Here is a 23,785-nt window from a genome sequence, read left to right as displayed (position 1 = left end):
CCCCGGTGACCTGCGCTGAGCCCGGCCGGTGGCGCGGGCGGGGGCACGGGCACGGGTGCGACCGGGTGGTCGGCGGGACGCACCGCAGCACGCTGCGCAAACGCGTTTTTGTACTGGCCGGGGAATCCGCTAGAGTTCAACACGTCGCCGGGACGCGGAAGCGGACCGAACCGACAGGCGGACGTAGCTCAGTTGGTAGAGCGCAACCTTGCCAAGGTTGAGGTCGCGAGTTCGAGCCTCGTCGTCCGCTCGCAGGAAGAGGGGACTCCCGGTCCCCCAGCACTCCTGGTGGAGTGGCCGAGAGGCGAGGCAACGGCCTGCAAAGCCGTCTACACGGGTTCAAATCCCGTCTCCACCTCCAAGGACGATTAGCTCAGCGGGAGAGCGCTTCCCTGACACGGAAGAGGTCACTGGTTCAATCCCAGTATCGTCCACTGAAGCCCCAGGCTTCGACCCGCGCGATTAGCTCAGCGGGAGAGCGCTTCCCTGACACGGAAGAGGTCACTGGTTCAATCCCAGTATCGCGCACGCAGTGCCCGTGGTCGTCGGTGTACGATCTCGGTCCCGAGGACGATTAGCTCAGCGGGAGAGCGCTTCCCTGACACGGAAGAGGTCACTGGTTCAATCCCAGTATCGTCCACACAGCCCGAAGCCCCCGGCCGTCTCGTACGGCCGGGGGCTTCGTCGTGGCTCAGCTGGAGAACAGCATGCGGCCGAAGCTCTTCTTGTGGTGGTGGCCGTGGCCGTAGTGGCCGCCGTGCGGCGCGCCCCAGGCCGGGGCGGGCGGGGCCGGGTAGGCCTGTGGGGCGGGCGGGGGCGGCGCGGGCTGGGTCCACTGGGCCTCCAGGCGGGTCAGCGCCTCCAGCTCGCCGTAGTCGAGGAAGATGCCGCGGCAGCCGCTGCACTGCTCGATCTGGACGCCGTTGCGGTTGTAGGTGTGCATCGGCGCATGACACTTCGGACACTGCATGCTCGGCTCAACTCCTCGCCGGTGGGTTCTGCTTCGGGTACCGCCGGGACAGACTCCGTCCGACCGCGGTCGGTTGCACCCTACTTCGGCGGGACGTCGGCCAACGGGGGCGGACGGCGGCTCATTCGGTCGCAGGCGTCCACCACGGCCTGCTCGACCTCGTCCACCGGGCGGCCGGCCTCGGTCGCCTTGGCGACGGCCAGCGCGGCGGTCTGCGCGGTCAGCGCGCGGGCCGCGCTGTCCAGGGCGGCCCACGGGTCGCCGGCCGCCGGGACGGCCGGTCCGCCCGCCGCGCGGTAGGCGGCGAGGAACCGGCTCCACGCCTCGGGCGGAAGCAGTCCGCAGGCGAACCAGGCGGCGGGGCGGCCGAGGTCCCAGGCCGGCGCGCCGACGCCGAGGTCGTCGACGTCGATCAGCTTCCAGGGGCCGTCCGGGGCCGGATGGCGCACCAGTTGGCCGAGGTGGAGGTCGCCGTGGCAGAGGTGGCCCGGGCCGGGCATGGGCGCCTCGGCGCGGGCCCAGGCGGGGAGCGTGGCCCAGGCGCGCAGGACGGTGGGCGCGGCGGGGTGATCCGGGGCGGTCGCGGCGAGGCGGGCGACGGCCTGCGCGGCCTTGGCCGGGCCGCGCATCGGGGGCAGGCCGGGCGGGACGGGGCTGCGGTGCAGCCGGGCCAGGAGGGTCGCGGCGGCTTCCCAGGGGGCGGCGTCGGGGTCGTCGGGGTCCACGGGGGCGCCGTAGGGCCAGAGGGTGACGAGACGGTCGTGGAGCGGGGCGGGGTCCGGGGCGAGCGGGGGCAGCAGGACGCCGGGCAGGTGGGCGGCGGTGGCGAGGCGCAGGGCGAGCGGGCCGGGGTCGGTGCCGGGGGCGTGGGCCTTGGCGACGGCGCCGGCGTGCCGGACGACCGTGGCGTCGGGGCGGACGGCGAGGACGCCCGCCTCGCAGGGGCAGCCGTCCGCGTCGTGGTGGGCGGCCCGGACGGCCCGCGCGGTCAGCTCGGGCAGCAGGGCGTCGGCGGTCACGGGGCTCCCTCGGGTACGGCGGCGACCGTGAGCTTACGAGGTGCGTGCGCTTACGGGGCGTACGGGAGGAGAGGGGGGAAAGACAATGCCGGCGCAGCTCCCCAGCTGCGCCGGCATCCTGCCGTCCGCCGCACCCCCGTCCCCACGGGGTTTCATGGGTGGATGTCCCCGCCCGGACCGCTCTTCCGGGCTTGGGGACGCCGCTCAGCGCCCCAGCATCACGCCCACGGACGACGCCTGTGTGGCCACCGTCTCCCAGCCGTCGAAGACGAGCAGGAGCAGGGCCGCCAGGGGAAGGGCCATCAGCGTCGCCACCAAGGGGTGGCGACGGCCCGTACGGCGTGGGCGCGTGCCGCGTCCCTGTCCGCGGAGGAATGTCCGCGGTGCCGTGTGGGCCATGGTCCCTCTCCTGACCGTGTCGGTTGTCGTCGGCGGCGGCGGGCGCCTGACCTCGGGGGACGAGTGCTGCGCCCACCGCCTGAACTCAAATGTAGGCGCGTGGCGGCGGCCGGGCGTCATGCCCTCGTACCCCTTGCCGGGCCTCCGGGAGGATGAGCCGGGCATCGGGGCGTACTCCCCTGGGTGGAGACGTCGCGCCGGGTCTCGGGGTCTTCCCGGAGGGGACGCCCGGAGTGTCCCGGGTTGGTACGGTTCCCCTGGTGACTTCGCTCACTTCCGTCAAGTCCGGGTGGTCCGGTGTCCTCCCCCGCCGGTCGGGCGCGTCCACCGCCGGACCGGGGCCGTCCGCCGGGTCGCGCGCACCGGTGGGCCGCTTCCTCCGGGCGCGCGGGAGGACGCCAACCCCCTTGACGCGGCGAGCGGTTGGGGCACTCCGGGGGACCTGGCCGACCGGCCCGCCGGTTCGCTGACCGTCCCTCAAGTGGCCCGTGGGGCAATGACAATCGGTCGGGTCGAGAGGGCGCGGCCTATGCGCGGGAACGGCCCCGGAAACGTAAGCTGTGGCTCGTCACAGGGACCGGGCAGCGGGGATGAACATGGCGATGATGCGCCTGAGGCGCGAGGACCCGCGCGTCGTCGGCTCGTTCAGGCTTCACCGACGGCTCGGCGCGGGCGGGATGGGCGTGGTCTACCTCGGCTCCGACCGCAAGGGCCAGCGGGTGGCGTTGAAGGTCATCCGGCCGGATCTCGCGGAGGACCAGGAGTTCCGTTCGCGCTTCGCCCGCGAGGTCTCGGCGGCCCGCCGGATCCGGGGCGGGTGCACGGCGCGGCTGGTGGCGGCGGACCTGGAGGCGGACCGGCCGTGGTTCGCCACGCAGTACGTGCCCGGGCCGTCCCTGCACGACAAGGTGGCCGACGAGGGCGCGCTCGGTGCGGCGGAGACGGCGGCGATCGGCGCCGCGCTGTCCGAAGGACTGGTCGCCGTGCACGAGGCCGGGGTGGTGCACCGGGACCTGAAGCCGTCCAACATCCTGCTGTCCCCGAAGGGGCCGCGGATCATCGACTTCGGCATCGCCTGGGCGACCGGCGCCTCGACACTCACGCATGTCGGCACCGCGGTCGGCTCGCCCGGCTTCCTCGCCCCCGAGCAGGTGCGCGGGGCCGCCGTCACCCCGGCCACCGACGTGTTCTCGCTGGGGGCCACGCTGGCGTACGCGTCGACGGGCGACTCGCCGTTCGGGCACGGCAGTTCCGAGGTGATGCTGTACCGCGTGGTGCACGAGGAGCCGCAACTGCACGGTGTGCCCGACGCGCTGGCCCCGCTCGTGCGGGCCTGCCTGGCCAAGGACCCGGAGGAGCGGCCGAGCACGCTGCAGCTGTCGCTCCGGCTGAAGGAGATCGCCGCGCGCGAGGCGCAGGGCCTGGGCGATCTGCGGCCGCCGGCGCCGCGTGCCGCGGAGGCGGACCGGCCGACCGGCCGGCTCGCCGACACCTATCCCGACCAGCAGCGCGCCACCTACCCGGAGCAGCAGCGCGCCGGCCGTCCCGGGCAGTCGCGGTCCGGGTACGCCGAGCCACGCGGGCGGCGGCGTCCGCAGGGCTCCTCGCAGGCCACGCCCGCCCCGCGCGGCACGGTGCCGCCGTCGCGCAGCGGAACTCCGCCGCGTACGGGCGGCGCCCCCCGCGGCGGCGGTGCGCCGCGCGCCCGTGACCAGGGCGGCCGGCCGATCCCGGCCTCGCGCGGTGGCTCCCGGCCGAGCGGCGGCGCCCGTCCGGCTCCGCGGGGCGGCGCCACCCGGCCGCGGCCGCGCAACACCTCCACCGGCCGGCGGCCCGCCAATCCCCGGCTGCTGCGGCAGCGGCTGTTCGTGTTCGTGGTGGTGACGCTGCTGGTCGCCCTCGGCATCGCGGCGGCGCAGGGCTGCCAGGGGCCCGCGCGGGGTCTCGGCGGCGACGGCGGCGCGGTGACGGGACCCGCTCACGCGGCGGCCCCGGCCGTCCCGGCCACGGACTCCGCGTCGGATTCCGTCACCGGTCGGTGACCCGGCCCCGGGCGGGCGGCGGGACTCCGCTCAGTCCGTCGGGCGGCCCGCGGTCACCGCGTAGAAGGCGACCGCCGCGGCCGCGCCGACGTTGAGGGAGTCGATGCCGTGGGACATGGGGATGCGGACCCACTCGTCGGCGGCCGACAAGGCACGCGGTGACAGGCCGGTGCCCTCCGCGCCGAGCAGCAGCGCGACCCGGTCCATCCGGTGCGGGGCGACCTCGTCCAGCGGCTTCGCCTTCTCGTGCGGGGTGAGGGCCAGCAGCGTGAATCCGGCCGCGCGGACCGGCTCCAGGTCGCCCGGCCAGCGGTCGAGGCGGGCGTAGGGCACGGAGAAGACCGCCCCCATCGAGACCTTGACGCTGCGGCGGTACAGCGGGTCGGCGCAGTCCGGGGAGAGCAGGACGGCGTCCATGCCGAGGGCCGCGGCCGAGCGGAAGATCGCGCCGATGTTGGTGTGGTCGTTGACCGATTCCATGACCGCGACCCTGCGGGCGGTGCGCAGCACGTCGGCGGCGGCGGGCAGGGTCTTGCGCTGCATGGCGGCGAGCGCGCCACGGTGCACGTGGTAGCCGGTGACCTGCTCGGCGACGTCGGGGGCGGCGACGTGGACCGGGGCCGTGAGACCGTCGATGACATCGCGCATGGGCTCGACCCACTTGGCGGACAGCAGCATGGACCGGGCCGCGTAGCCGGCGTCGAGGGCCCGGCGGATGACCTTCTCGCCCTCGGCGATGAACAGGCCCTCGGCGGGTTCGCGGCGGCGGCGCAGTTCGACGTCGGTCAGGTCCGTGTAGTCGTGCAGACGCGGGTCGGCGGGGTCGTCGACGGTGCTGAGTTCGGCCACGGGGGTGTCACTGCCTTGTCCTGGGTGCGGTGCGACGGTCTCGGGCGGCGCGGGTCAGCCGGCGGCGGGCGGGCCCACCGCGACGACCGCGCCGACGACGATGACGGCCGGCGGCTTCACGTCCTCGGCGCGCACGGTCTCGGCGACGGTGGCGAGGGTGGCGTCCACGCGGCGCTGGGCGGCGGTCGTGCCCTCCTGGACCAGGGCGACCGGGGTGTCGGGGGACTTGCCGTGGGCGACGAGCGTCTCGGCGATCCTGCCTATCTTGTCGACGCCCATGAGGATCACGAGGGTGCCGGTGAGCTTGGCGAGGCTCGGCCAGTCCACCAGGGAGCGCTCGTCGTCGGGGGCCACGTGCCCGCTGACCACGGTGAACTCGTGCGCCACCCCGCGGTGCGTGACCGGGATGCCGGCCGCGCCCGGCACCGAGATGGAGCTGGAGATGCCGGGAACCACGGTGCAGGGGATGCCGGCCTCGGCGAGCGCCTGCAGCTCCTCCATGCCTCGCCCGAAGACGTAGGGGTCGCCGCCCTTGAGGCGGACCACCGACCTGCCCTGCTTGGCGTGCTCGACGAGCGCGTTGTTGATGGCCTCCTGCGCCATGTACCGGCCGTAGGGGATCTTGGCCGCGTCGATCACCTCGACGTGCGGCGGGAGTTCGGCGAGCAGGTCGCGCGGGCCGAGCCGGTCGGCGATGACGACGTCGGCCTCGGCGAGGAGCCTGCGGCCGCGCACCGTGATCAGGTCGGGGTCGCCGGGGCCGCCGCCGACCAGGGCGACGCCGGGGGTGCGGGTGCGGTGGTGGGGGGCGACGAGGGTGCCGTCGCGCAGGCCCTCGACGACCGCGTCACGGATCGCGGCGGTGTGCCGGGGATCGCGGCCGCGTGCGTCGGTGGTGAGCACGGCGACGGTGACACCCTCGCTGTGGCCGGTGGCCGGGGTCCAGGCGGTCGCCGCGTCGGCGTCGTCGGAGCGGACGCACCACACCCGGTGGGCTTCCGCCTCGGCGGAGGCGCGGGTGTTGGCGTCGTGGTCACTGGTGGCGATCAGCGCGTACCAGGCGTCCGCGAGGTCGCCCTCCCGGTAGGGACGGCGCTCCCACGCGATCTCGCCCGCGTCCGCCATCGCCTCCACCGACGGGGTCGCCTCGGGTGAGACGAGCACGATGTCCGCGCCGGCCGCGATCAGCGCGGGCAGCCGGCGCTGGGCGACCTGGCCGCCGCCGAGGACGACCACGCGACGCCCGGTCAGACGGAGGCCTACGGGATAGGCGGGGTGTTCGGCCATGGGAGTGCGGCTCCTCGTCCTGGCGGTCACGGCAGGGCGGCGCCGTGACGGCGGTCGAAGCGGTGGGGACGGGGCGCTACGGCTCCGGAGCGGCCCTGACGTGCGGATTCTAGACGTGGGTTCAGCGTACGGCCGGGCCGGGGGTGCGCGCGGGGCGCGCTCCCCCGGCCCGGGCCGCGGCTCGGCCGCCGCGGCCCGGCTGTCTCGGCCGGGCTACTTCTCGGTGACGCCCGCCGAGTCGAACGTCGCCACCTCGTGCATGGCCCGCGCCGTGCTCTGCACCAGCGGCAGGGCGAGCAGCGCGCCGGTGCCCTCCCCCAGGCGCAGGTCCAGGTCGACCAGGGGGCGCAGCCCGAGCTTGTTGAGGGCGGCCACGTGCCCCGGCTCGGCGCTGCGGTGGCCGGCGATGCAGGCGGCCAGCACCTCGGGGGCGATGGCGCGGGCGACCAGGGCGGCGGCACCGGCGCTGACGCCGTCCAGGATCACTGGCGTACGCAGGGAGGCGCCGCCGAGGAGCAGGCCGACCATGGCCGCGTGCTCGAAGCCGCCGACCGCGGCGAGGACGCCGATGGGGTCGGCCGGGTCCGGCTGGTGCAGCTCCAGGGCGCGGCGGACGACCTCGGTCTTGCGGGCGAGCGTCTCGTCGTTGATGCCGGTGCCGCGGCCGGTGACCTCGGCGGGGTCGGCGCCGGTGTAGACGGAGATGAGGGCGGCCGACGCGGTGGTGTTCGCGATGCCCATCTCACCGGTGAGCAGCGCCTTGTTGCCGGCCGCGACCAGGTCGCGGGCGGTCTCGATGCCGACCTCGATGGCCTTCTTGGCCTCCTCGCGGGTCATCGCGGGCCCGGCGGTCATGTCGGAGGTGCCGCCGCGGATCTTGCGGGGCAGCAAACCGGGGCTGGCCGGGAGGTCGGCGACGACGCCCACGTCCACGACGCAGACCTCGGCTCCGACCTGGGTCGCGAAGGCGTTGCAGACCGCTCCGCCGTCGAGGAAGTTGCCCACCATCTGGGCGGTGACCTCCTGCGGCCACGGGGTGACGCCCTGGGCGTGCACACCGTGGTCGCCGGCGAAGATCGCGACGGCCGCGGGCTCCGGGATCGGCGGCGGGCACTGTCGGGACAGCCCGGACAGCTGCGCGGAGATGATCTCCAGCATGCCGAGCGCGCCGGCCGGCTTGGTCATCCGCTTCTGCCGCTCCCAGGCCTCGCCGAGCGCCTTGGCGTCCAGCGGCCTGATCCCGGCGACGGTCTCGGCGAGCAGGTCGTGCGGGTCCTCGCCGGGCAGGGCACGGCGGCCGTACGTCTCCTCGTGCACGACCCAGGACAGCGGGCGGCGCTTGGACCAGCCGGCCTGCATCAGCTCGGGCTCGTCCGGGAACTCGTCGACGTAGCCGACGCACAGGTAGGCGATGACCTCCAGGTGCTCGGGCAGGCCGAGGGTGCGGACCATCTCGCGCTCGTCGAAGAAGCTGACCCAGCCGACGCCGAGTCCTTCGGCGCGGGCGGCGAGCCAGAGGTTCTCCACCGCGAGGGCGGCCGAGTAGGGCGCCATCTGCGGCTGGGTGTGCCGGCCGAGGGTGTGCCGGCCGCCGCGGGTGGGGTCGGCGGTGACGACGATGTTCACCGGGGTCTCGAGGATGGCCTCGATCTTCAGCGCCTTGAACTGCTTGGCGCGGCCCTTGGGCAGCGACCTGGCGTACGCGTCGCGCTGCCGCATGGCCAGTTCGTGCATGGCGCGGCGGGTCTCGGCGGAGCGGATGACGACGAAGTCCCAGGGCTGGGAGTGGCCCACGGACGGCGCGGTGTGGGCGGCCTCCAGGACGCGCAGCAGCACCTCGTGCGGGATGGGGTCGCCGCGGAAGCCGTTGCGGATGTCGCGGCGCTCGCGCATCACGCGGAGCACGGCCTCGCGCTCGGCCTCGCCGTAGCCGGGCGCGGCCGGGCCGCTGGACTGTCGCGCCTCTGCCACTGCGGCCGTGCTCTCTTCCTGGTGCTCTTCCTCGGCGGCGGCCCGGGCGTCCGGGTCGTCCGGGTGCTGGTCCGCCCGTCCTCCCGGCGCCTCGCCGGGCGCGGCGGGCACGCTGTCGCCGTCGCGGGGGGCGGGGACGGTGACGTGGGGTTCCGCCGTCTCGCCCTGGGGCTCGGCGGGCCGCTCGGCCGGTGCGTCGTACGGCTCCGGGGCCTGCTGCGGGGTGAGGGGCGCGGAGGCCTCGACCGCGACGACGTGGCCCACGGCGAGGTCGGGGTGGTGCTGCGCGGGAACCTCGGGGAGGGCGCCGCCGTCGGCCGGCTCGGCCTGCCCGCCCTGCTCGGCGTGCGGGCCGGGCTGGGGCTGGGGGTCGTGCGGGGGCTCGGCCGCGGCGACCGCGGGGGCGGCGAACCCGGCGGCGGCGTCGGCCGGTCGGGCCGACTGGTCGGCCGTGGGCACGGGGGCCGACTGGTCGGCCGTGGGCACGGGGGCCGTCTGGGGCTGGGCGGCGTCGGCCGGGGCGGCGGCGAGGGGCTGGACCGCGCCGGCCTGCTCGGGCGCGGCGTCCGTGGGGGCGTCGGCGGGCTCGGGAGCGCCGGTCGCCGCGGGCGTGGCCTCCGGGACGTCCGCCTGGGGGGCGGTGGGCGCCTCGGGAGCGGATGCCTCGGGGGCCGCGGCGCCGGGTACGGTGCTCCGCGGGTCGGCTTCCGGGGCCTGCGCGGGGGCGGGCGACGCCGGCTGGGCCTGGTCGGCCGCCTCGGCGGGGACGATTCCGGCCGGGGCCTGCGGGGCGGTCACGGCCTGGGGCTCGGGGGCGGCCTCGGGGTGCGGCGCTGGGGCGGCCGCTGCCTCCGGGGCGGGGGCGGCCTCGGGGGCGGAGGTGGCTTCAGCCTCCGGGGCGGGGGCGACCGCTGCTTCCGGGGCGGGAGTGGTCCCGGGCTGTGCCTGCGGGTGCGGTGGGGCGGCGTCGGGCGCGGGGGCGGCCACGGGGGTCGCCTCCGTCGCCTGGACGTGCTGAGGGACCTCTCCGGCCTGGGCGGCCTCCGCGGCCTGCGGGGTCTGGGTCTCGGGGGCCGACCGGGCCAGGGGGGCCTGCTCGGCGGCGAGGGTCTGCTCGGGGACGGAACCCTGCTCAGGGGCGGGCCCCTCGGAGACGGGGGCCTGCGCCGGGGCGGTGGTCTGGCCGGCGGCGGGCGACTGCTCCGGACCGTTGACCTCGGCGACGGCACGGGCCGGCTCCGGGACGGCCTGCTGCTCGGGAGCAGCGCCCGGTTCGGTGGCGGCGGCCCGGCCGCCGGGGGTGACCTGCTCCGGTGCGGGGGCGGACGCCTCGGCGGCGGCGTCCGCCTGCGCGGCATCGACGCCAACGGCGGCCTGAGGTCCAACCGCCTCGGGACCAAAGGCGACGGCCTGGGCGGTCCCCTCAGGACCACCGGCGACGGCCTCAGGGGCAGCCGCTTCGGGAGCGCCGGCGGCCTCGGCCGTCACGGCGGCCTCCGAGGTTGCCACGGCCGCGTCACCGCCCACCGCCCGGACGCCCTGGGCGGCGCCCGTCGGAGCCGCCTGCGCGCCCTCCGGAAGCTGCGCCGCCTGCGCGACCCGCGCGTCCTGGACCGCATCCTGGGGACCCCGCGCGGCCTCGGCGTCGCCCTGGCCGTCCTCCGGGGACCGGACGGCATCCGGGGCGGGTACTCCCGCCTGAGCCGGTGCGCCCTCGGCGGCGGCCTGCTCCGGAGCCTGAGCGGCCTCGGAGACCGGGGCGGCCCCGGCTGCGGCGTCGCTCTCCGCACCGGCGTCGGGAGCGGCCACCGTCACATGGTCCGCCTCGGCGGAACCGGTCACGACCTCGCCCTGCGCCTGGTCCTGCGGCTGGGCCTGGTCCTGCGGGATCTGCTCGGCCGGAGCTGCCGGGGCCGCCTGCGGCGCCTGGCCGGCCGCGGGAGCACCCGCGGCCTGCGCGTCCGTGCCCGGCTCCGCCGGGAGCTGCGCGTCCTCGGGCTCCCGCGCGGTCGCCGCCTCGGCCGGGACGACGGCCTCCGCAGCGGGCGCGGCGGCCGGGGCACCGGCGTGGGCGGCGAGGCGGGCCACGGCGGCCTGGGCGGCGTCCACGGGCTCGGCGGCGGGGGCGACCGCTTCCACGGGCGGCTCCACGGCCGTCCCCTGTACGCCGGCCGGCGCCGTCACGGGAGCCGCGACGCCCGGCTGCGCGGCCTGCGCGCCCCAGGGGGCGGCGGCCTGTGGCGCCGTCTGCGCGGCGTCCAGGTGCTCGGGGCCGGGGGCGGCCGGGCCGGACGGCCGGGCCGGTACGTCGGCGGGGCCCCGGTCGGCCAGCGAGCGCACCGGGCTCGCGGAGGCGTCCGGGATCGGCGGGCCGAGGTGCAGCGGGCGGCGCGGCGGCGCGGCGGCGACGGGCGGCGCGCCCACCGGGTCGGGGTGCAGGACGCCGCCGAGGTCGACGGAACCGCTGTCGCGGCCCGACAGCTCGTGCGGGCCCGGCTGGTGGACGGCCTCGACGACCGGCTCCGGCGCGGGCGGGGGCACCTCGTTGCCCCAGGCGCCGTGGGAGCCCGGGAGCAGCAGGTCTTCGTCCTCGGCGGGAGACTCGGAGAGGTAGGTGTACACGCCGTGCGCGGGGACGCCCGGCTGCTCCACCATGCCTGCGCTCTCCGGCAGCCCCTCGCCCGGGATCTGGCCGGTGTCGGTCATGCGTACCCCTCGCCCATCGGTTAGTGCTTCTACGACCAGCTCACCGGGAGCGGCGCACCGACCGCCCCGCAGTGAAGAACGAGCGTGCGTGCCCAGCGGCACGAACGACCCGCCCAAAAAAGGCGACAAAGCCATTCAGTGGCATTGTCGCGGTCGTCCGGCCGTCGCGACAGCGTGATCCGCCACCGCTCGCTGTGGACTGCGCCACGTTGCGCGTCCTCCGGTTCCGCCGTACCACACCCACCGCAAAACGGGCGGGTTTTCCGGACATTGACGAACGAAGCTCCGGACCACCCAGTGCGGTACAACGATCGGCCAGCCTACCGCGCGCGGTACGACAAACCGATCACGGGGCGCGCTCTCGCGGCCCCGTCCGGTCGTCCGGCGCGGGCTCTCAGCGGGGGGTCTCGTCGCGGCCGAGTTCCCCGGTGAGCAGGAACGCGACGCTCCGCTCGGTCTCCGTCCAGGCCCGGGTGTCGAGTTGGACGGACTGGAGGAGGGCGCACTCGACGCGGTAGCCGTGCTCGGTCAGTCCGCGGCCGATGAGTTCGGCGGCGTCGCGGGTGGCGGCGTGGGTGACGATGCGCTGCGGGCGGCGGTCGGCGACGGCGTCCACGACGCCCACTCCCCCGCCGCCGACGCGTACGACGTCGGGTTCGGGGAGGTTCTCCAGGGTGTGCGGGGCGTCGCCGAGCACCACTTGGGCCTGGACGCCGAAGCGGCGGGCGGCGGCCTCGGTGCGGGCGCAGGCGTCCGGGTCGCGGTCGACGGCGATGACGGCGGCGCCGCTTCGGGCGGCCTCGGCGGTGAACGCGCCGCTGCCGCACCCGATGTCCCACACCAGGTCGCCGAGGCGCGGGCCGAGGCGGGCGAGTTGGGCGGCGCGGAGCAGCTCCGTCTCCCCCTCGCCGAGCACGCCGTCGTAGGCCTCGGCGGGCTGGGTCCAGCCGCGCGGACCGGCGGCCGGGTCGCGGCCGGCGATCCAGCCGCCGTACTCGCCGGCGCCGGGCCGGCCGCCGATGACGATGACGACGTTGGGGTCGCGCCAGGTGTGGTCGGCGGCCTTGTCGGAGGTGACGACGGTGACCTGTTCGCGGTCGGTGCCGAGTTCCTCGCAGATGACGAAGGTGCGGTGGACGCCGTCCAGGAGCAGGCCGAGTTCGGCGGGGCCGGCGCCGGGGGCGGTCAGCACGGCGACCTTGGTGTGGGCACGGCAGACGTTCACCGCGCGGCGCAGGGTGCGTTTGTGGGCGACGACGACCTGGGCGTCGTCCCAGGGCATTCCGGCGCGGGCGAAGGCGGCGGCCACCGAGGAGACGGCGGGGACGACCTCGACCTCCAGGCCGAACTCGGGTGCGCGCAGGGTGCGTACGACGCCGAAGAAGCCGGGGTCGCCGTCGGCGAGCACCACGGCGGTGCCCCGGTGGCCGGCGATGCGGCGGGCGGCGAGGGCGACGCTGCCGAGGCGGATGCGTTCGGCGGTGGGGGGCACCTCGGGCAGGGCCAGGTGGTGGGCCGCGCCCGCGACGAGGGTGGCGGCGCCCAGTGCGCCGCGTGCCGCGTCGGTCAGCGGCGAACCGTCCCAGCCGATCACCGTGACCCGGTCGGCCATCGTCGTCAGTCTCCAGGGATGTCGCAGGTCGTCAGGGTGGCGGTCGCCCGAGGTCGGGCTCCGTGAGATTACCCGGTGCGGGCGGGGGACGCGCGGCGGGCCGTACCGCCGAACGGTCCGTGCCGTCAGTTCCAGTCGGCGAAGGAGGTGAATCCGTCGGCGTCGGCGAGTTCGCCGCCGGCTCCGTCGAGGTCCTCGGGCAGCAGGCTCCACACGATGAAGTCGGTACGCACGTCGGTCCAGGTGCCGTCCTCGGCGCGCGCGTGGGCTATGCAGGCGTTGCGCAGGACGCCCTCGCTGATGCAGCCGATCTTCTGCGCGACCTGCTGGGAAGCGGTGTTGCCGGCGGCGGTGCGCAGTTCGATGCGCTCGAACTTCTGGTCGCCGAACAGCCATTGGGCGGTGGCCAGGGCGGCTTCGGAGGCGTAGCCCTCGCCACGGGCCCAGGGCGCGACGATGTACGACAGCTCGGTGGAGCGTATGTGCCAGTTGGTGCGGCCGAGCTGGACGAGGCCGACCAGGCGCTGGGTGAGGAACTCGGTGACGGCGAGGTCGAGGCCGCGGCCCGCCGCGCGTTCGGCCGGGGCGTACTCGGTGATCCAGGTCCGGGCGCCCTCCTCGGTGAAGGGCTGGGGGACGTCGGTCCAGGCCGCGACCTGTTCGTCGTTCATCATCTCGGTCAGGGCGGCGACGTCGTCCTCGTCGAGGGGACGCAGCACCAACCGCTCCGTGCTGATGGAGATGTTGGGGAAGGTGCTCGTCATGCGCCGCTCCGTAACCTTCGGAAATACCGTCAGGGCTGCTGAACTGTCCAGCATGCAGTATCCCGGGCCCCGGACGCACCACGGGGTCCTCCCCCGCCGGCCGGGTGGCGTGGAAGGACCCCGGATGTGGTGCCGCGGGCGCGCCGGTCGGTGTTCCGTGGCGCGGTGGGCGGATCAGAACGCGGGCACGACCGCGCCGTCGTACTTGTCCTCGATGAACTTCTTCACCTCGGGCGAGGTGAGCAGCTTGGCGAGCTTCACCACCCGCGGGTCCTTCTCGTTCCCCTTCTTCACGGCGAGGAAGTTGGCGTACGGGTTGCCCTGGGCGGACTCGGCGGCCAGCGCGTCCTTGGCCGGGCTCAGCTTGGCCTCCAGGGCGTAGTTGCCGTTGATCACCGCGGCGTCGACGTCACCGAGGGAGCGCGGCAGCTGGGCCGCCTCCAGCTCCTTGAACTTCAGGCCCTTGGGGTTGTCGGTGACGTCCTTGGGGGTGGCGTCGTAGCCGGCGCCCGACTTGAGCTTGAGGACGCCGTTGGCCTCCAGCAGCTTGAGCGCGCGGGCCTCGTTGGTGGTGTCGTTGGGCAGGGCGACGGTGGCGCCGTGCTTCAGGTCCGTGAGCTTCTTGAGGCTCTTGGAGTAGACGCCGAGCGGCTCCAGGTGCACGGTGCCGCCGGGCACCGGCACGATGTCCGTGCCGTTCTTCTTGTTGAAGTCGTCGAGGTACGGCTTGTGCTGGAAGTAGTTGGCGTCCACCTGGCCCTGCTGGACGGCCGTGTTGGGCGTCACGTAGTCGGTGAACTCCTTGACCTCCAGCTTGAGGCCGGCCTTCTTGGCCAGGTGGTCCTTCACGTAGGTGAGGATCTCGCCCTGCGGGGTGGGCGTGGCGGCGACCGTCAGCGTGGCGTCGGGGTCGGCCTTGCCGGAGCCGGAGTCGGAGCCGCCGCAGGCGGAGAGCCCGAAGGTGAGGGCTCCGGCGGCCAGGACGGCGGTGGTGATCTTGGCGGTGTTACGCACGAAAAGTGCCTTTCCTAGGGGTGGTGCGCCCCGTCTTGGGTGGACGGGGAGTCGGGGGTGCGGTGGGCGGTCTCAGCGGGCCTTGCTCACCTCGGCCGGGGCGGCTTCGCCGGGGACCGCGTCGGCGGGAGCTGTGCCGGGGCGGGTCGCGTCGGCCGCCGCGGGCTCCTTGGCCTTCAGCAGGCGCAGCCTGGGGGCCGGGCCGCCTCGGCCGCCGCGCCGGTGCAGGGCGCGGGCGGCGAAGTCGCCGGCGAACTGGATGAGGGAGATGACCACGGCGAGGACCGCCACGGTGATCCACATCAGCTGGGTCTCGAAGCGCTGGTAGCCGTAGCGGATGGCGATGTCGCCGAGGCCGCCGGCGCCGACCGTGCCGGCCATGGCGGAGTAGCCGATGAGGGCGACGATCGTGGTGGTGGCGCCGGCGATCAGCGAGGGCAGGGACTCGGGGACGAGGACCTTGCGCACGACGGTCCAGGTGTTGCCGCCCATCGCCTGCACGGCCTCGACGAGGCCGCCGTCCACCTCGCGCACGGCCGTCTCGACCAGGCGGGCGAAGAACGGGATGGCGCCGATGGCCAGCGGCACGATGGCGGCGTCGCGGCCGATGGTCGTGCCGGTCACCCAGCGGGTGAAGCTCATCAGGGCGACCATGAGGATGATGAACGGCATCGAGCGGGCGACGTTCACCAGCTGGCCGAGGATCTTGTTGGCGGCGATGTCCTGGAGCAGGCCGCCGCGGTCGGTGAGGACCAGCAGGACGCCGAGCGGGAGGCCGGCCACGACCGCGATGAGCGTGGACCAGCCGACCATGTAGAGGGTGTCCCAACACGCCTGGGACAGCAGCGGCTGCATCTCGGACCAGGTCACTTGGCACCTTCCTTGACCAGCAGGGACCGGTCCGCCGGGGCGTCGGCCGCGCTGTCGACGACGTCGATCTGCAGGCCCTGCTCGCGCAGGAAGCCGATGGGCACGACGTTGTCCTCGTAGCGGCCGGGCAGTTCGATGCGCATCCGGCCGACCTGGAGGCCGCCGACGGTGTCGATGGCCGCGCCGAGGATCGAGATGTCGATGTTGTAGGTGCGGGCGAGCTGGGAGATGACGGGCTGGGTGGCGGCGTCGCCGTGGAAGGTGACGTCGACGACCGTGCGGTCCTCGCCGGTGGCGTCGCCGCCGACCGGGAAGAGCGCGGCGGCCAGCTGTGAGCCGGGGGTGGCGAGGAGTTCGCTGACGGTGCCGGATTCCACGATGCGGCCCTTCTCCATGAGCGCCGCCGAGTCGCAGATCGACTTCACGACGTCCATCTCGTGCGTGATGAGCAGGACGGTCAGTCCGAGCTGCCGGTTCAGGTCGCGCAGCAGCTGGAGGATGGAGCGGGTGGTCTCCGGGTCCAGGGCGCTGGTGGCCTCGTCGGAGAGCAGCACCTTGGGGTCGCCGGCCAGGGCGCGGGCGATGCCGACGCGCTGCTTCTGGCCGCCGGAGAGCTGGGCGGGGTAGGCGCCGGCCTTGTCGGCCAGGCCGACCAGGTCGAGCAGTTCGAGCGCCCTGCGGGAACGTTCCTTCCCTGACCTGCCGAGGATCTCCAGGGGCAGCTCGACGTTGTCCTTGACGGTGCGCGAGGAGAGCAGGTTGAAGTGCTGGAAGACCATGCCGATCCGGCTGCGGGCCCGCCGCAGTTCCTTTCCGGCGCGCGGGCCGCGGCCGGCGAGGGCGGTGAGGTCCTGGCCGGCGACGGTGACCGTGCCGGAGGTGGGCCGCTCCAGCAGGTTGACGCAGCGGATGAGGGAGGACTTGCCGGCGCCGGACTGGCCGATGACGCCGAACACCTCGCCCTCGCGGACGTGCAGGTCGACGCCGTCGAGGGCGGTGACCTCGCGGCCGCGCGAGCGGTAGACCTTGGTGAGGCCCGATGTGGTGATCACGTGGGTTTCCGTCACTGTCGAGTGCGCGGCGCGTCGTGGGCGCCGGGCACGGCGTTCATGGTCGGGTGCGACCGGCGCGCGGCGCGCCTGCCCTGGCTGTGCCGGGGGCGGAAGGAGGGACGTGCGCGCGCTGGGGGCGGTCCCGCGCCGCTGCGGGCGGCGGGACGGGCTCGGCCGCGGTGCGCCGGGCGGGCCGGACGCGGGCGCGGACATGAGCGGGCACTCGCTTCGGGGCGCGAGGCTCAGGTGATGCGGGGGCCCTCTAGAAGGCGCACATTCGACGCGTAGGACACATACAACGAGCACCGGGCGTCATCGTCGCCTCGGTCGCAGGGGTGCGGCAGCTCGTCGTGGTCATGCGGTCAGTAAACCAGACCCGGGCTGCTGAGAGGACACCGCCGTCCGGATACTGGACAACCGTGGACGCGGTGCGGCATGGAGACGGCCGCGCGCTGTGCGCGGCGCTGACCAGCGCGGACACCGTGCCGGCGCCCGCCGGGCACCGCCGCCCCCCGGCGGTCCGGTCCCGTGCTGTGGCCAACACCACGGCCGTCCGGCGTCACGGACGGCCGGCCCCGTCGCACCCCGGGCGGCTCGGCCCCCTCGCGCCCCGGGCCGGGGGCCGGGCGGGGTCCGGTGCGTAATAGGGTCGTCGGCATGCTTGCTGTCCTGACGCTGGTGACCGGGGTCGCCGCGCTCTTGCTCGCCGCCTGGTGCGGCTGGGCGGCCTACCGTGACCAGCCGACGAAGGACTGGCACTTCATCGGCATGGCCGTGGTCTCGGTGCTGGCGCTGGTCCAGCTGGCGATCGGGGTCGTGGCGCTGGCGCGGGGCGAGAAGCCGGACCAGGGGACGACGATTTTCGTGGCGTACCTGCTGGGCGCCTTCGCCTGCGTCCCTGCGGCCGGGTTCATGTCGCTGGGCGAGCGCACGCGCTGGGGCTCGGTGACGGCTGCGGCCGGCGGTGTCGTCCTGGCCGTTCTGGAGGTGCGGCTCTATGACATCTGGGGAGGCTGAGATGACCGCCGTCGAGGAGAAGCCGGCGCGCAACCGGCTCATCAGCGGGCCGGGCACGCTGCTGGTGTGGCTGTACGGCGTGATGGTCGTCGGCGCGGTGTCCCGTTCGGTCTACCAGATCGCGACCGACTTCGGCCGGGCGCCGCTCGCCTACTCGCTGTCGGCGGTGGCGGGCGTGGTCTACGGCTTCATCACGTACTCGCTGGTGCGCGGCGGTGAGGCCGCCCGCAGGGCGGCGCTGGTGTGCTGCGCCGCCGAGCTGGTGGGCGTGCTGGGGGTCGGGACCTGGACGCTGGTCGAGCCGTCGGCGTTCGCGGACTCCACCGTGTGGTCGGACTACGGCATGGAGTACCTGTTCATCCCGGTGCTGCTGCCGCTGTCGGCCCTGTACTGGCTGCGTCGCGCCCGCGAGCGGGCGCCGTCGGCCCCCTGAGCCCACCGGGCCGACGGCGCCCGCCGCCGGAGCGCCGTCCCGACCGGCCGCGCGGCGGCGTTCCGCACGACCGCGCGGCGTTCCGTGGCCGCGCGGCGTCGCGTACGGCCTCGCGTCAGGCGGTCGCCACGTAGGTGCCGGCCGGCTTCTCCAGGACGATCTGCGGTACGCCGTCCTCGCCCGGGGAGGTGCCGACCGCCTCGTAGCCCACGCGCCGGTACAGCCGCAGGTTGCCCTCGCTGCGGTGGCCGGCGTGCAGGCGGAACCTGGTCGCGCCGCGCTCGTCGGCCAGCGCCGTCTCGGCCGCGCGCAGCAGCCGGGCGCCGATGCCGTGGCCCTGGAGGCGGGGGTGGACGCAGAGCCTGCCGATGGCGGCGGCTCCGTCCTCGGTCACCCGGCCCCGTACCGAGCCGACGACCTCCTCGCCGAGCCGCGCCACGAAGACGCAGTCCTCGGCGACCTCCTCGCGGACGGAGTCGAGGCTCTGCACGAGCGGGGCGATGCGGTAGTTGCCGTACAGCGCGGCCTCGCCCTGGAAGCACAGGTACTGCAACCTGAAGATCTGCTCCGCGTCCTGCTCGGTCGCCGCAGAGATGGTCACGCTCATGCCCATGTGCGCACGCCTCCCGCTCACCTGATCGCCTGTCGTCCCCCACACCTATCCCCGCGCTTGGCGGGCCGCAACCTCCGGCGCCAGCAGTCGTCGCAGACATCCCAGACATCTGGAGCGTTCCGGCCCGAGGCTGCCCTGTGAGATACCCAACTCCCCGGCGATCTCGCGGTAGGTGAGGTCCCGCGGCGACAGCAGCGCCTCCAGCAGCCGGGGGCAGCGGCCGGGCAGTCTGCGCACCGCGTCGTGCAGGGCCCGGCCGCGGGCGGCGGCCAGGGCGAGGTGCTCGGGGCCGCGTTCGCTGTCGTCGGCGGGCTCCAGGCCGTAGGGGCGTTCGATGCTGACGGTGCGTCGGGTGCGGCGGGCCTCGGAGCGGACGGCCCGGCGCAGCCAGCCCTGCGGGTCGGGCGGCGGGCCGTCCGCCTCCAGGCGCTCCAGCAGCCGCAGCCAGACCGCCTGTTCCAGGTCGCCCGGCTCGGTTCCGGCGGCATGTGCCTCCGCGGAGGCCTCGGCCAGGAGCAGGGGGCGCAGGGCGGTGAGCATGTCGTGCGTCATATGCGGCACGACGCGGCCGTCCCGGCACGGGTTGCCGGAACGGCCGCGGTTCACTGGGACGGGGACGGGTCGGGTCAGTGGTTGACGGACCGGTGGTTCAGGAAGTCCTCGCGGGCGAGCAGGCCCAGGTCGGCGGTGTCGGTGAAGACGCCGTCGATGCCGGTGGCGAAGTAGGCCCGGTAGAGGCTGAAGACGTCGCCGTAGGCGTCCTTGGCGGTGCCCTTGCGCAGCTTCGGCGGCAGGAAGGAGTTCTCCGGGCGGACGGTGTAGGGGTGCAGGAGCAGCCCGGCGGCGTGCGCGTCGCGGACCAGGGTGCTCGGCGCGCCGAGGTTGCCGTCGGCGTCCTTGGGGACGACCAGGTCGAGGGTCGGGCCGATGCCCTGCGCGTAGGAGGCGATCTCCTGGAGGCCCTCGGGCGTGACGAGGTCGGCGACGGTGCGCGGGTCACCGGTGGCGACGAAGTCGTACGGGCGGGAGCCGGCGTCGGACAGCAGCACCACGAGCGGGTTGGCGACGAGCCGGTTGAGGCGCTGGATGCTGGTGGGCTCGAAGGACTGGAGGATGACCGGGGAGTCCCTGCGGTCCTTGCCGTGCTCGCGCAGCAGCTTCGCGACCCGCTCCTCCAGGCCGAGGCCCAGCGCGCGGAAGTAGGTGGGGTGCTTGGTCTCGGGGTAGATCCAGACCTGCCGGCCGCGCTTGCGGGTCTGCTCGTCCTGCCACTTCAGGACCTCTTCGAAGGTGGGGATCTCCCAGCGGCCGTCGAAGACGGTGTTGTGCGGGCGGTTGGCGGGGATGCGCTCGATCGCGCGCAGCCGCTTCAGCTCGGCGAGGGTGAAGTCCTCGGTGAACCAGCCGGTGGTGGGCACCCCGTCGAGGGTCTTGGTGGTCTTCCGGCCGGCGAACTCGGGGTGGTCGGCGACGTCCGTGGTGCCGCCGATCTCGGGCTCGTGGCGACACACCAGGTGGCCGTCGCGGGTGGGCACCAGGTCGCCGGCCTCGACGACGTGCGCGCCGAGGTCGAGGGCCAGCTCGTAGGAGCCGAAGGTGTGCTCGGGACGGTAGCCGCTGGCGCCCCGGTGGCCGATGATCGTGGGCGTCGGCAGGCTGCGGAGCCCGCCGCCCCGGCGACCGCCGGCCGTGCCCGCCGCGGCGCCGCCCGCCGCCGTGGCCGTGCCGGGCAGGGCGAGCACGGCGCCGCCGGCCCCGAGCACGGCCGCGCCGAGCAGCGCCCGGCGTCCGGTCCCGCGGCCCGCCCCGCCTCTCTCCCCCCGCGTGTTCCGCTCGTCGCACTCCCCTGTGCCGCCCCGCTCGTCCGGCTGCAGCGCTCCCATGACCGCCTCCTGCTGTCTCGTCGTCGGTGAGCGGATCGTAGGTGCGCCCGTGTGACGGCCGGGAGACCGCGTGCCGAACACACGGGTGACGCCGGATGGCGTACGGGAGCGGTGGGGTGACGGGCCGTCGCATGACCCTCCGTGTGCGGGGAAGTCGGATCGCGTGGCCGCCGCGCCGGTGCGCGGGCCCGCCACGGCCCCTGCCGGCCGGCGGCGGCCGTACCGCTCCGGGGGCGGTGTGCGACCCGTGTCACGTCGCGGCGCGCCGGTCACCGGGGTGCGCCGGAGCCCTGGCGCAGGTAAACGTATGTCAACGGTACGTAAGAGGTGGTGAGCCCGATGTGCAATCGGGTCCGGCCCCCGAGTATCGTCCTCACCTGCACAGACTCGTACAGATCCTCAGACAATCCCTTGACACCGGAGGGCCCGTTGTCCCGCTTCGCGCTCATCAAGGCAGTGCTCGGTCCGATCATGCGCCTGATGTTCCGCCCACAGGTGGAGGGCGCGGAGCACATTCCCGGCGACGGTCCGGTCATCCTCGCGGGCAACCACCTCACCTTCATCGACTCGATGATCCTGCCGCTGGTCTGCGACCGCCAGGTCTTCTTCATCGGCAAGGACGAGTACGTCACCGGCAAGGGCGTCAAGGGCCGGCTGATGGCCTGGTTCTTCACCGGCGTCGGCATGATCCCCGTGGACCGCGACGGCGGCCGGGGCGGCGTCGCGGCGCTGATGACCGGCCGCCGCATCCTGGAGGAGGACAAGATCTTCGGGATCTACCCCGAGGGCACCCGCTCCCCCGACGGCCGCCTCTACCGGGGGCGCACCGGGATCGCCCGGCTCACCCTGATGACCGGCGCGCCGGTCGTGCCGTTCGCGATGATCGGCACGGACAAGCTCCAGCCGGGGGGCGCGGGGCTGCCGCGGCCCGGCAAGGTGACGGTGCGGTTCGGGAAGCCGATGGAGTTCTCCCGGTACGAGGGGATGGACCGGGACCGCTACGTGCTGCGGGCGGTGACGGACTCCGTGATGGCGGAGGTCATGCACCTGTCCGGGCAGGAGTACGTGGACATGTACGCCACGAAGGCGAAGGCGGCGTAAGCCTCCAGCGGTTCTTTCGGGGGCGTCGTTCGTGTGTGGGGCGGCCTTCGGGTGCCGTTGTGGCCGGGCGCGCGGTTCCCCGCGCGCCCTTCGGGGCGCCTCTCGCAGCGGATTTCAGAGCCTCTGGCCCTTCAGCAGGAACCACGCCGCTGCCGAGGCCGCCAGGAGGACCGCTGCTCCCGCGCCCGAGGCCAGGTGGAGGCCGTGGACGAAGGCGTCCTGGGCCGCGGTGAGCATCGTCCCGGCCGTACGGGGCGGGAGCCCCTGCGCCGCCTGGACCGCGCCGCCCAGTGATTCGCGGGCCTGCGGCGGGGTGCCGGCCGGTCCGGTGAAGCCGCGGTAGGCGGCGGTCACGATGGAGCCGAGCAGGGCGATGCCGAGGGCCGCGCCGAGTTCGTACGCCGTCTCGGAGACCGCGGAGGCCGCGCCCGCCTGCTCCTTGGGCACCCCGGCGAGGATCACGTCGGCGGTCACCGTGAAGGAGAAGCCGGCGCCCACGCCGACCACCAGCAGGGCCGTGCCGAGCAGCGGATAGCCGGTCGAGGCGCTGAGCGTGGTCAGCGCGGCCAGGGCGACGCCCACGGCGGCGAGTCCGCCGGAGACCACGGCCCGTACCGAGAACCGGCGGGCCGCGCGGCCGGCCACGAGCCCGGCCGCGACCGCGCCGACGGCGGCGGGCAGTTCGGCCAGGCCCGCCTCGAACGGGTGTCTGCCCTGCACCAGTTGCAGGAACTGGGAGAGGAAGAACACCAGCCCGGACATGCCGAGGACGGTCAGCAGGTCGGCGAGGACCGCGCCGCTGAAGCCGCGGTTGCGGAACAGCCGTACGTCCAGCAGCGGTGCGGGCAGGGTCAGCTGGCGGTGGACGAACCAGTACAGCGCGGCGGCGCCCAGCAGCCCGGCGCCGAGGACGGCTCCGGTGACGCCGTGCGCGGCGGCCTCCTTGATCGCGTAGACGACACCGATGACGCCGACCAGCGACAGCAGCACGCTGACCAGGTCCCACGGGCCCGGGTCCGGGTTGCGGGACTCGGGCAGCAACCGGACGCCGACCAGGACCAGTACCGCCATCACGGGCAGGTTGATGAGGAAGACCGAGCCCCACCAGAAGTGCTCCAGCAGGAACCCGCCGGCGATCGGGCCGACCGCCATGCCGGCGGAGGCGGTGGCGCCCCAGATGCCGACGGCGAGGCTGCGCTCGCGCGGGTCGTGGAAGAGGTTGCGGATCAGGGCCAGGGTGGCGGGCATCAGGGTCGCGCCGGCCACGCCGAGCAGCGCCCGGGCCGCGATCATCGTCTCCGGCGTGGTCGCGTAGGCGTTGAGCACGGACAGCGCGCCGAACGCGGCGGAGCCGGCCAACAGGATGCGTTTGCGGCCGATCCGGTCGCCGAGACTGCCCATGGAGACGAGGAGTCCGGCGATGACGAACGAGTAGACGTCGCCTATCCACAGCAGCTGGGTGCCGGAGGGCCTCAGGTCCTCGCTGATGTAGGGGGTCGCGAGACCGAGGACGGTCGCGTCGACGGCCACCAGCAGCACGGCGAGGACGAGGACGGCGAGCGCGAGCCAGCGGCCCGGGCGCTTCTCCACCTCCGCCGCGTACGCCGGCCGCAGGGTGCTGGTCATGGTTCCTCTCTCCGTAATGCGCCGCCGAGCAGCAGCTCGACGATCATGTAGGTGAAGTCCTTGGGGGCGACCCGGCCCTCGCCCACCGCCCAGGCGCCGGAGGCCATCAGGCCGTACAGCGCCTCGGTGAGCCAGGCCGGGCTGAGGTCGATGCGGAACTCGCCGCTGCGCTGGCCGCGCCGGAACAGGGCCTCGATCCGTTCGTCGATCCGCGTCCAGCCCTGGTTCTGCTCCTCGCCCTCGAACAGCTGGTTCTCGGTGTAGAGGAAGGCCAGCAGGCCGGCCGCGGGCTCGATCTCGCGGATCAGCCGGTGCACGGCGTCGCGGGCCGGGCCCTCGTCCGGCCGGGCGGCGTCCAGCGCGGCCTCGCACTCCGCGATGCCGAGCGCCTCCAGCGCCCGTACGAGCGCGTCCCGCCCGGCGAAGTGCCGGTGCAGCGTGGCGCGGCTGATGCCGGCCGCCCTGGCGACCTCGTCCATCGTCGCGGTGGACTTGCGGGTCAGCAGGGCCGCGGCGGTGCGCAGCACGTGGTCACGATCGACAGCCATGAGACAACA

General features: G+C 74.7%; 20 protein-coding genes and 5 tRNA genes. 9 read left to right on the top strand and 16 right to left on the bottom strand.

The features are described from left to right. The first annotated feature begins 177 nt into the window (after positions 1–177). From AB0N63_RS14355 to AB0N63_RS14335, 5 genes are all read left to right on the top strand, one after another. Positions 178–250: transfer RNA gene (locus tag AB0N63_RS14355), tRNA-Gly, on the top strand. Between the two features lie 37 nt (positions 251–287). Then, a tRNA-Cys gene (locus AB0N63_RS14350) sits at positions 288–361 on the top strand. Position 362: 1 nt separating this feature from the next. Further along, a tRNA-Val gene (locus tag AB0N63_RS14345) sits at positions 363–434 on the top strand. Positions 435–456: 22 nt separating this feature from the next. After that, positions 457–528, top strand: a tRNA-Val gene (locus AB0N63_RS14340). Between the two features lie 40 nt (positions 529–568). Next, positions 569–640 (top strand) — tRNA-Val (locus AB0N63_RS14335). A gap of 51 nt (positions 641–691) precedes the next feature. On the opposite strand, the gene AB0N63_RS14330 is transcribed toward AB0N63_RS14335, so the two are convergent. The 3 genes from AB0N63_RS14330 to AB0N63_RS14320 all read right to left on the bottom strand — a co-directional run bounded on the left by AB0N63_RS14330 (position 692) and on the right by AB0N63_RS14320 (position 2,388). Next, positions 692–970, bottom strand: a complete 279-nt coding sequence (locus AB0N63_RS14330; RefSeq protein ID WP_078511993.1) for a zf-TFIIB domain-containing protein — start codon at positions 968–970, stop codon at positions 692–694. Positions 971–1,050: 80 nt separating this feature from the next. Next, entirely contained in the window at positions 1,051–1,989 is a 939-nt protein-coding gene (locus tag AB0N63_RS14325; RefSeq protein WP_365528606.1) for an aminoglycoside phosphotransferase family protein, read from the bottom strand. A gap of 204 nt (positions 1,990–2,193) precedes the next feature. Continuing rightward, positions 2,194–2,388 (bottom strand): hypothetical protein, encoded by a 195-nt coding sequence (locus AB0N63_RS14320; protein ID WP_365528604.1) that lies wholly within the window; start codon positions 2,386–2,388, stop codon positions 2,194–2,196. A gap of 590 nt (positions 2,389–2,978) precedes the next feature. On the opposite strand from AB0N63_RS14320, the gene AB0N63_RS14315 reads away from it, so the two are divergent. Continuing rightward, entirely contained in the window at positions 2,979–4,430 is a 1,452-nt protein-coding gene (locus AB0N63_RS14315) for a protein kinase (RefSeq protein ID WP_365528601.1), read from the top strand. Positions 4,431–4,460: 30 nt separating this feature from the next. On the opposite strand, the gene AB0N63_RS14310 is transcribed toward AB0N63_RS14315, so the two are convergent. From AB0N63_RS14310 to AB0N63_RS14275, 8 genes are all read right to left on the bottom strand, one after another. Then, complete coding sequence (locus tag AB0N63_RS14310; RefSeq protein ID WP_365528599.1) at positions 4,461–5,279, bottom strand: RNA methyltransferase; 819 nt, start codon at positions 5,277–5,279, stop codon at positions 4,461–4,463. Positions 5,280–5,333: 54 nt separating this feature from the next. Further along, complete coding sequence (cobA, locus tag AB0N63_RS14305) at positions 5,334–6,566, bottom strand: uroporphyrinogen-III C-methyltransferase (RefSeq protein ID WP_365528596.1); 1,233 nt, start codon at positions 6,564–6,566, stop codon at positions 5,334–5,336. 213 nt (positions 6,567–6,779) lie between these two features. Further along, positions 6,780–11,243: a nicotinate-nucleotide--dimethylbenzimidazole phosphoribosyltransferase gene (gene cobT / locus AB0N63_RS14300; RefSeq protein ID WP_365528594.1), complete on the bottom strand. Its 4,464-nt coding sequence runs from the start codon at positions 11,241–11,243 to the stop codon at positions 6,780–6,782. Positions 11,244–11,637: 394 nt separating this feature from the next. Beyond that, positions 11,638–12,855: a precorrin-6y C5,15-methyltransferase (decarboxylating) subunit CbiE gene (gene cbiE, locus AB0N63_RS14295; RefSeq protein WP_365528592.1), complete on the bottom strand. Its 1,218-nt coding sequence runs from the start codon at positions 12,853–12,855 to the stop codon at positions 11,638–11,640. A gap of 125 nt (positions 12,856–12,980) precedes the next feature. Further along, entirely contained in the window at positions 12,981–13,619 is a 639-nt protein-coding gene (locus AB0N63_RS14290; RefSeq protein ID WP_365528589.1) for a GNAT family N-acetyltransferase, read from the bottom strand. Between the two features lie 174 nt (positions 13,620–13,793). Further along, the gene (locus tag AB0N63_RS14285; RefSeq protein WP_365528586.1) at positions 13,794–14,633 is read right to left on the bottom strand and encodes a MetQ/NlpA family ABC transporter substrate-binding protein; all 840 of its coding nucleotides are present in this window, start codon (positions 14,631–14,633) and stop codon (positions 13,794–13,796) included. Positions 14,634–14,705: 72 nt separating this feature from the next. Further along, positions 14,706–15,503 (bottom strand): methionine ABC transporter permease, encoded by a 798-nt coding sequence (locus AB0N63_RS14280; RefSeq protein WP_365528584.1) that lies wholly within the window; start codon positions 15,501–15,503, stop codon positions 14,706–14,708. Continuing rightward, the gene (locus tag AB0N63_RS14275) at positions 15,500–16,555 is read right to left on the bottom strand and encodes an ATP-binding cassette domain-containing protein (protein ID WP_365528581.1); all 1,056 of its coding nucleotides are present in this window, start codon (positions 16,553–16,555) and stop codon (positions 15,500–15,502) included. Before AB0N63_RS14275 ends, AB0N63_RS14280 begins: the two co-directional genes overlap by 4 nt. A 657-nt stretch (positions 16,556–17,212) precedes the next feature. Between AB0N63_RS14275 and AB0N63_RS14270 the strand changes: the two genes are divergently transcribed. Then, positions 17,213–17,572: a hypothetical protein gene (locus AB0N63_RS14270; RefSeq protein WP_365528579.1), complete on the top strand. Its 360-nt coding sequence runs from the start codon at positions 17,213–17,215 to the stop codon at positions 17,570–17,572. 1 nt (position 17,573) lies between these two features. Continuing rightward, entirely contained in the window at positions 17,574–18,005 is a 432-nt protein-coding gene (locus AB0N63_RS14265) for a hypothetical protein (RefSeq protein ID WP_365528577.1), read from the top strand. 115 nt (positions 18,006–18,120) lie between these two features. Here AB0N63_RS14265 and AB0N63_RS14260 read toward each other — a convergent pair whose 3' ends face one another. From AB0N63_RS14260 to AB0N63_RS14250, 3 genes are all read right to left on the bottom strand, one after another. Then, positions 18,121–18,618: a GNAT family N-acetyltransferase gene (locus tag AB0N63_RS14260; RefSeq protein WP_365528575.1), complete on the bottom strand. Its 498-nt coding sequence runs from the start codon at positions 18,616–18,618 to the stop codon at positions 18,121–18,123. Between the two features lie 45 nt (positions 18,619–18,663). After that, positions 18,664–19,170, bottom strand: a complete 507-nt coding sequence (locus AB0N63_RS14255) for a sigma-70 family RNA polymerase sigma factor (protein ID WP_365528572.1) — start codon at positions 19,168–19,170, stop codon at positions 18,664–18,666. A gap of 74 nt (positions 19,171–19,244) precedes the next feature. Next, a complete protein-coding gene (locus AB0N63_RS14250) occupies positions 19,245–20,501 on the bottom strand; it encodes a glycerophosphodiester phosphodiesterase (RefSeq protein ID WP_365528569.1) in 1,257 nt (418 codons plus the stop codon). Between the two features lie 339 nt (positions 20,502–20,840). On the opposite strand from AB0N63_RS14250, the gene AB0N63_RS14245 reads away from it, so the two are divergent. Then, positions 20,841–21,602: a lysophospholipid acyltransferase family protein gene (locus AB0N63_RS14245; protein WP_365528566.1), complete on the top strand. Its 762-nt coding sequence runs from the start codon at positions 20,841–20,843 to the stop codon at positions 21,600–21,602. A 114-nt stretch (positions 21,603–21,716) separates the two neighbouring features. Here AB0N63_RS14245 and AB0N63_RS14240 read toward each other — a convergent pair whose 3' ends face one another. Next, a complete protein-coding gene (locus tag AB0N63_RS14240; protein WP_365528563.1) occupies positions 21,717–23,228 on the bottom strand; it encodes an MFS transporter in 1,512 nt (503 codons plus the stop codon). Then, on the bottom strand, positions 23,225–23,776 hold the full coding sequence (locus AB0N63_RS14235; RefSeq protein ID WP_365528560.1) for a helix-turn-helix domain-containing protein: 552 nt from the start codon (positions 23,774–23,776) through the stop codon (positions 23,225–23,227). Before AB0N63_RS14235 ends, AB0N63_RS14240 begins: the two co-directional genes overlap by 4 nt. Between the last annotated feature and the right edge of the window lie 9 nt (positions 23,777–23,785).

Source organism: Streptomyces sp. NPDC093260 (assembly GCF_040683715.1).
In the GTDB taxonomy this organism is placed as follows: domain Bacteria; phylum Actinomycetota; class Actinomycetes; order Streptomycetales; family Streptomycetaceae; genus Streptomyces; species Streptomyces sennicomposti.
The sequence above is the reverse complement of the archived record's forward strand: the minus strand, read 5'-3'. Positions and strand labels throughout refer to the sequence as shown.

Excerpts from the sequence above, each read along its gene's own strand:
- AB0N63_RS14290 (WP_365528589.1), bottom strand. The coding sequence starts at position 13,619 with ATGACGAGCACCTTCCCCAACATCTCCATCAGCACGGAGCGGTTGGTG.
- AB0N63_RS14235 (WP_365528560.1), bottom strand. The coding sequence starts at position 23,776 with ATGGCTGTCGATCGTGACCACGTGCTGCGCACCGCCGCGGCCCTGCTG.
- cobA (WP_365528596.1), bottom strand. The coding sequence starts at position 6,566 with ATGGCCGAACACCCCGCCTATCCCGTAGGCCTCCGTCTGACCGGGCGT.
- AB0N63_RS14260 (WP_365528575.1), bottom strand. The coding sequence starts at position 18,618 with ATGGGCATGAGCGTGACCATCTCTGCGGCGACCGAGCAGGACGCGGAG.
- cobT (WP_365528594.1), bottom strand. The coding sequence starts at position 11,243 with ATGACCGACACCGGCCAGATCCCGGGCGAGGGGCTGCCGGAGAGCGCA.
- cbiE (WP_365528592.1), bottom strand. The coding sequence starts at position 12,855 with ATGGCCGACCGGGTCACGGTGATCGGCTGGGACGGTTCGCCGCTGACC.
- AB0N63_RS14270 (WP_365528579.1), top strand. The coding sequence starts at position 17,213 with ATGCTTGCTGTCCTGACGCTGGTGACCGGGGTCGCCGCGCTCTTGCTC.
- AB0N63_RS14320 (WP_365528604.1), bottom strand. The coding sequence starts at position 2,388 with ATGGCCCACACGGCACCGCGGACATTCCTCCGCGGACAGGGACGCGGC.
- AB0N63_RS14330 (WP_078511993.1), bottom strand. The coding sequence starts at position 970 with ATGCAGTGTCCGAAGTGTCATGCGCCGATGCACACCTACAACCGCAAC.
- AB0N63_RS14265 (WP_365528577.1), top strand. The coding sequence starts at position 17,574 with ATGACCGCCGTCGAGGAGAAGCCGGCGCGCAACCGGCTCATCAGCGGG.
- AB0N63_RS14245 (WP_365528566.1), top strand. The coding sequence starts at position 20,841 with ATGTGCAATCGGGTCCGGCCCCCGAGTATCGTCCTCACCTGCACAGAC.
- AB0N63_RS14250 (WP_365528569.1), bottom strand. The coding sequence starts at position 20,501 with ATGGGAGCGCTGCAGCCGGACGAGCGGGGCGGCACAGGGGAGTGCGAC.
- AB0N63_RS14240 (WP_365528563.1), bottom strand. The coding sequence starts at position 23,228 with ATGACCAGCACCCTGCGGCCGGCGTACGCGGCGGAGGTGGAGAAGCGC.
- AB0N63_RS14315 (WP_365528601.1), top strand. The coding sequence starts at position 2,979 with ATGAACATGGCGATGATGCGCCTGAGGCGCGAGGACCCGCGCGTCGTC.
- AB0N63_RS14255 (WP_365528572.1), bottom strand. The coding sequence starts at position 19,170 with ATGACGCACGACATGCTCACCGCCCTGCGCCCCCTGCTCCTGGCCGAG.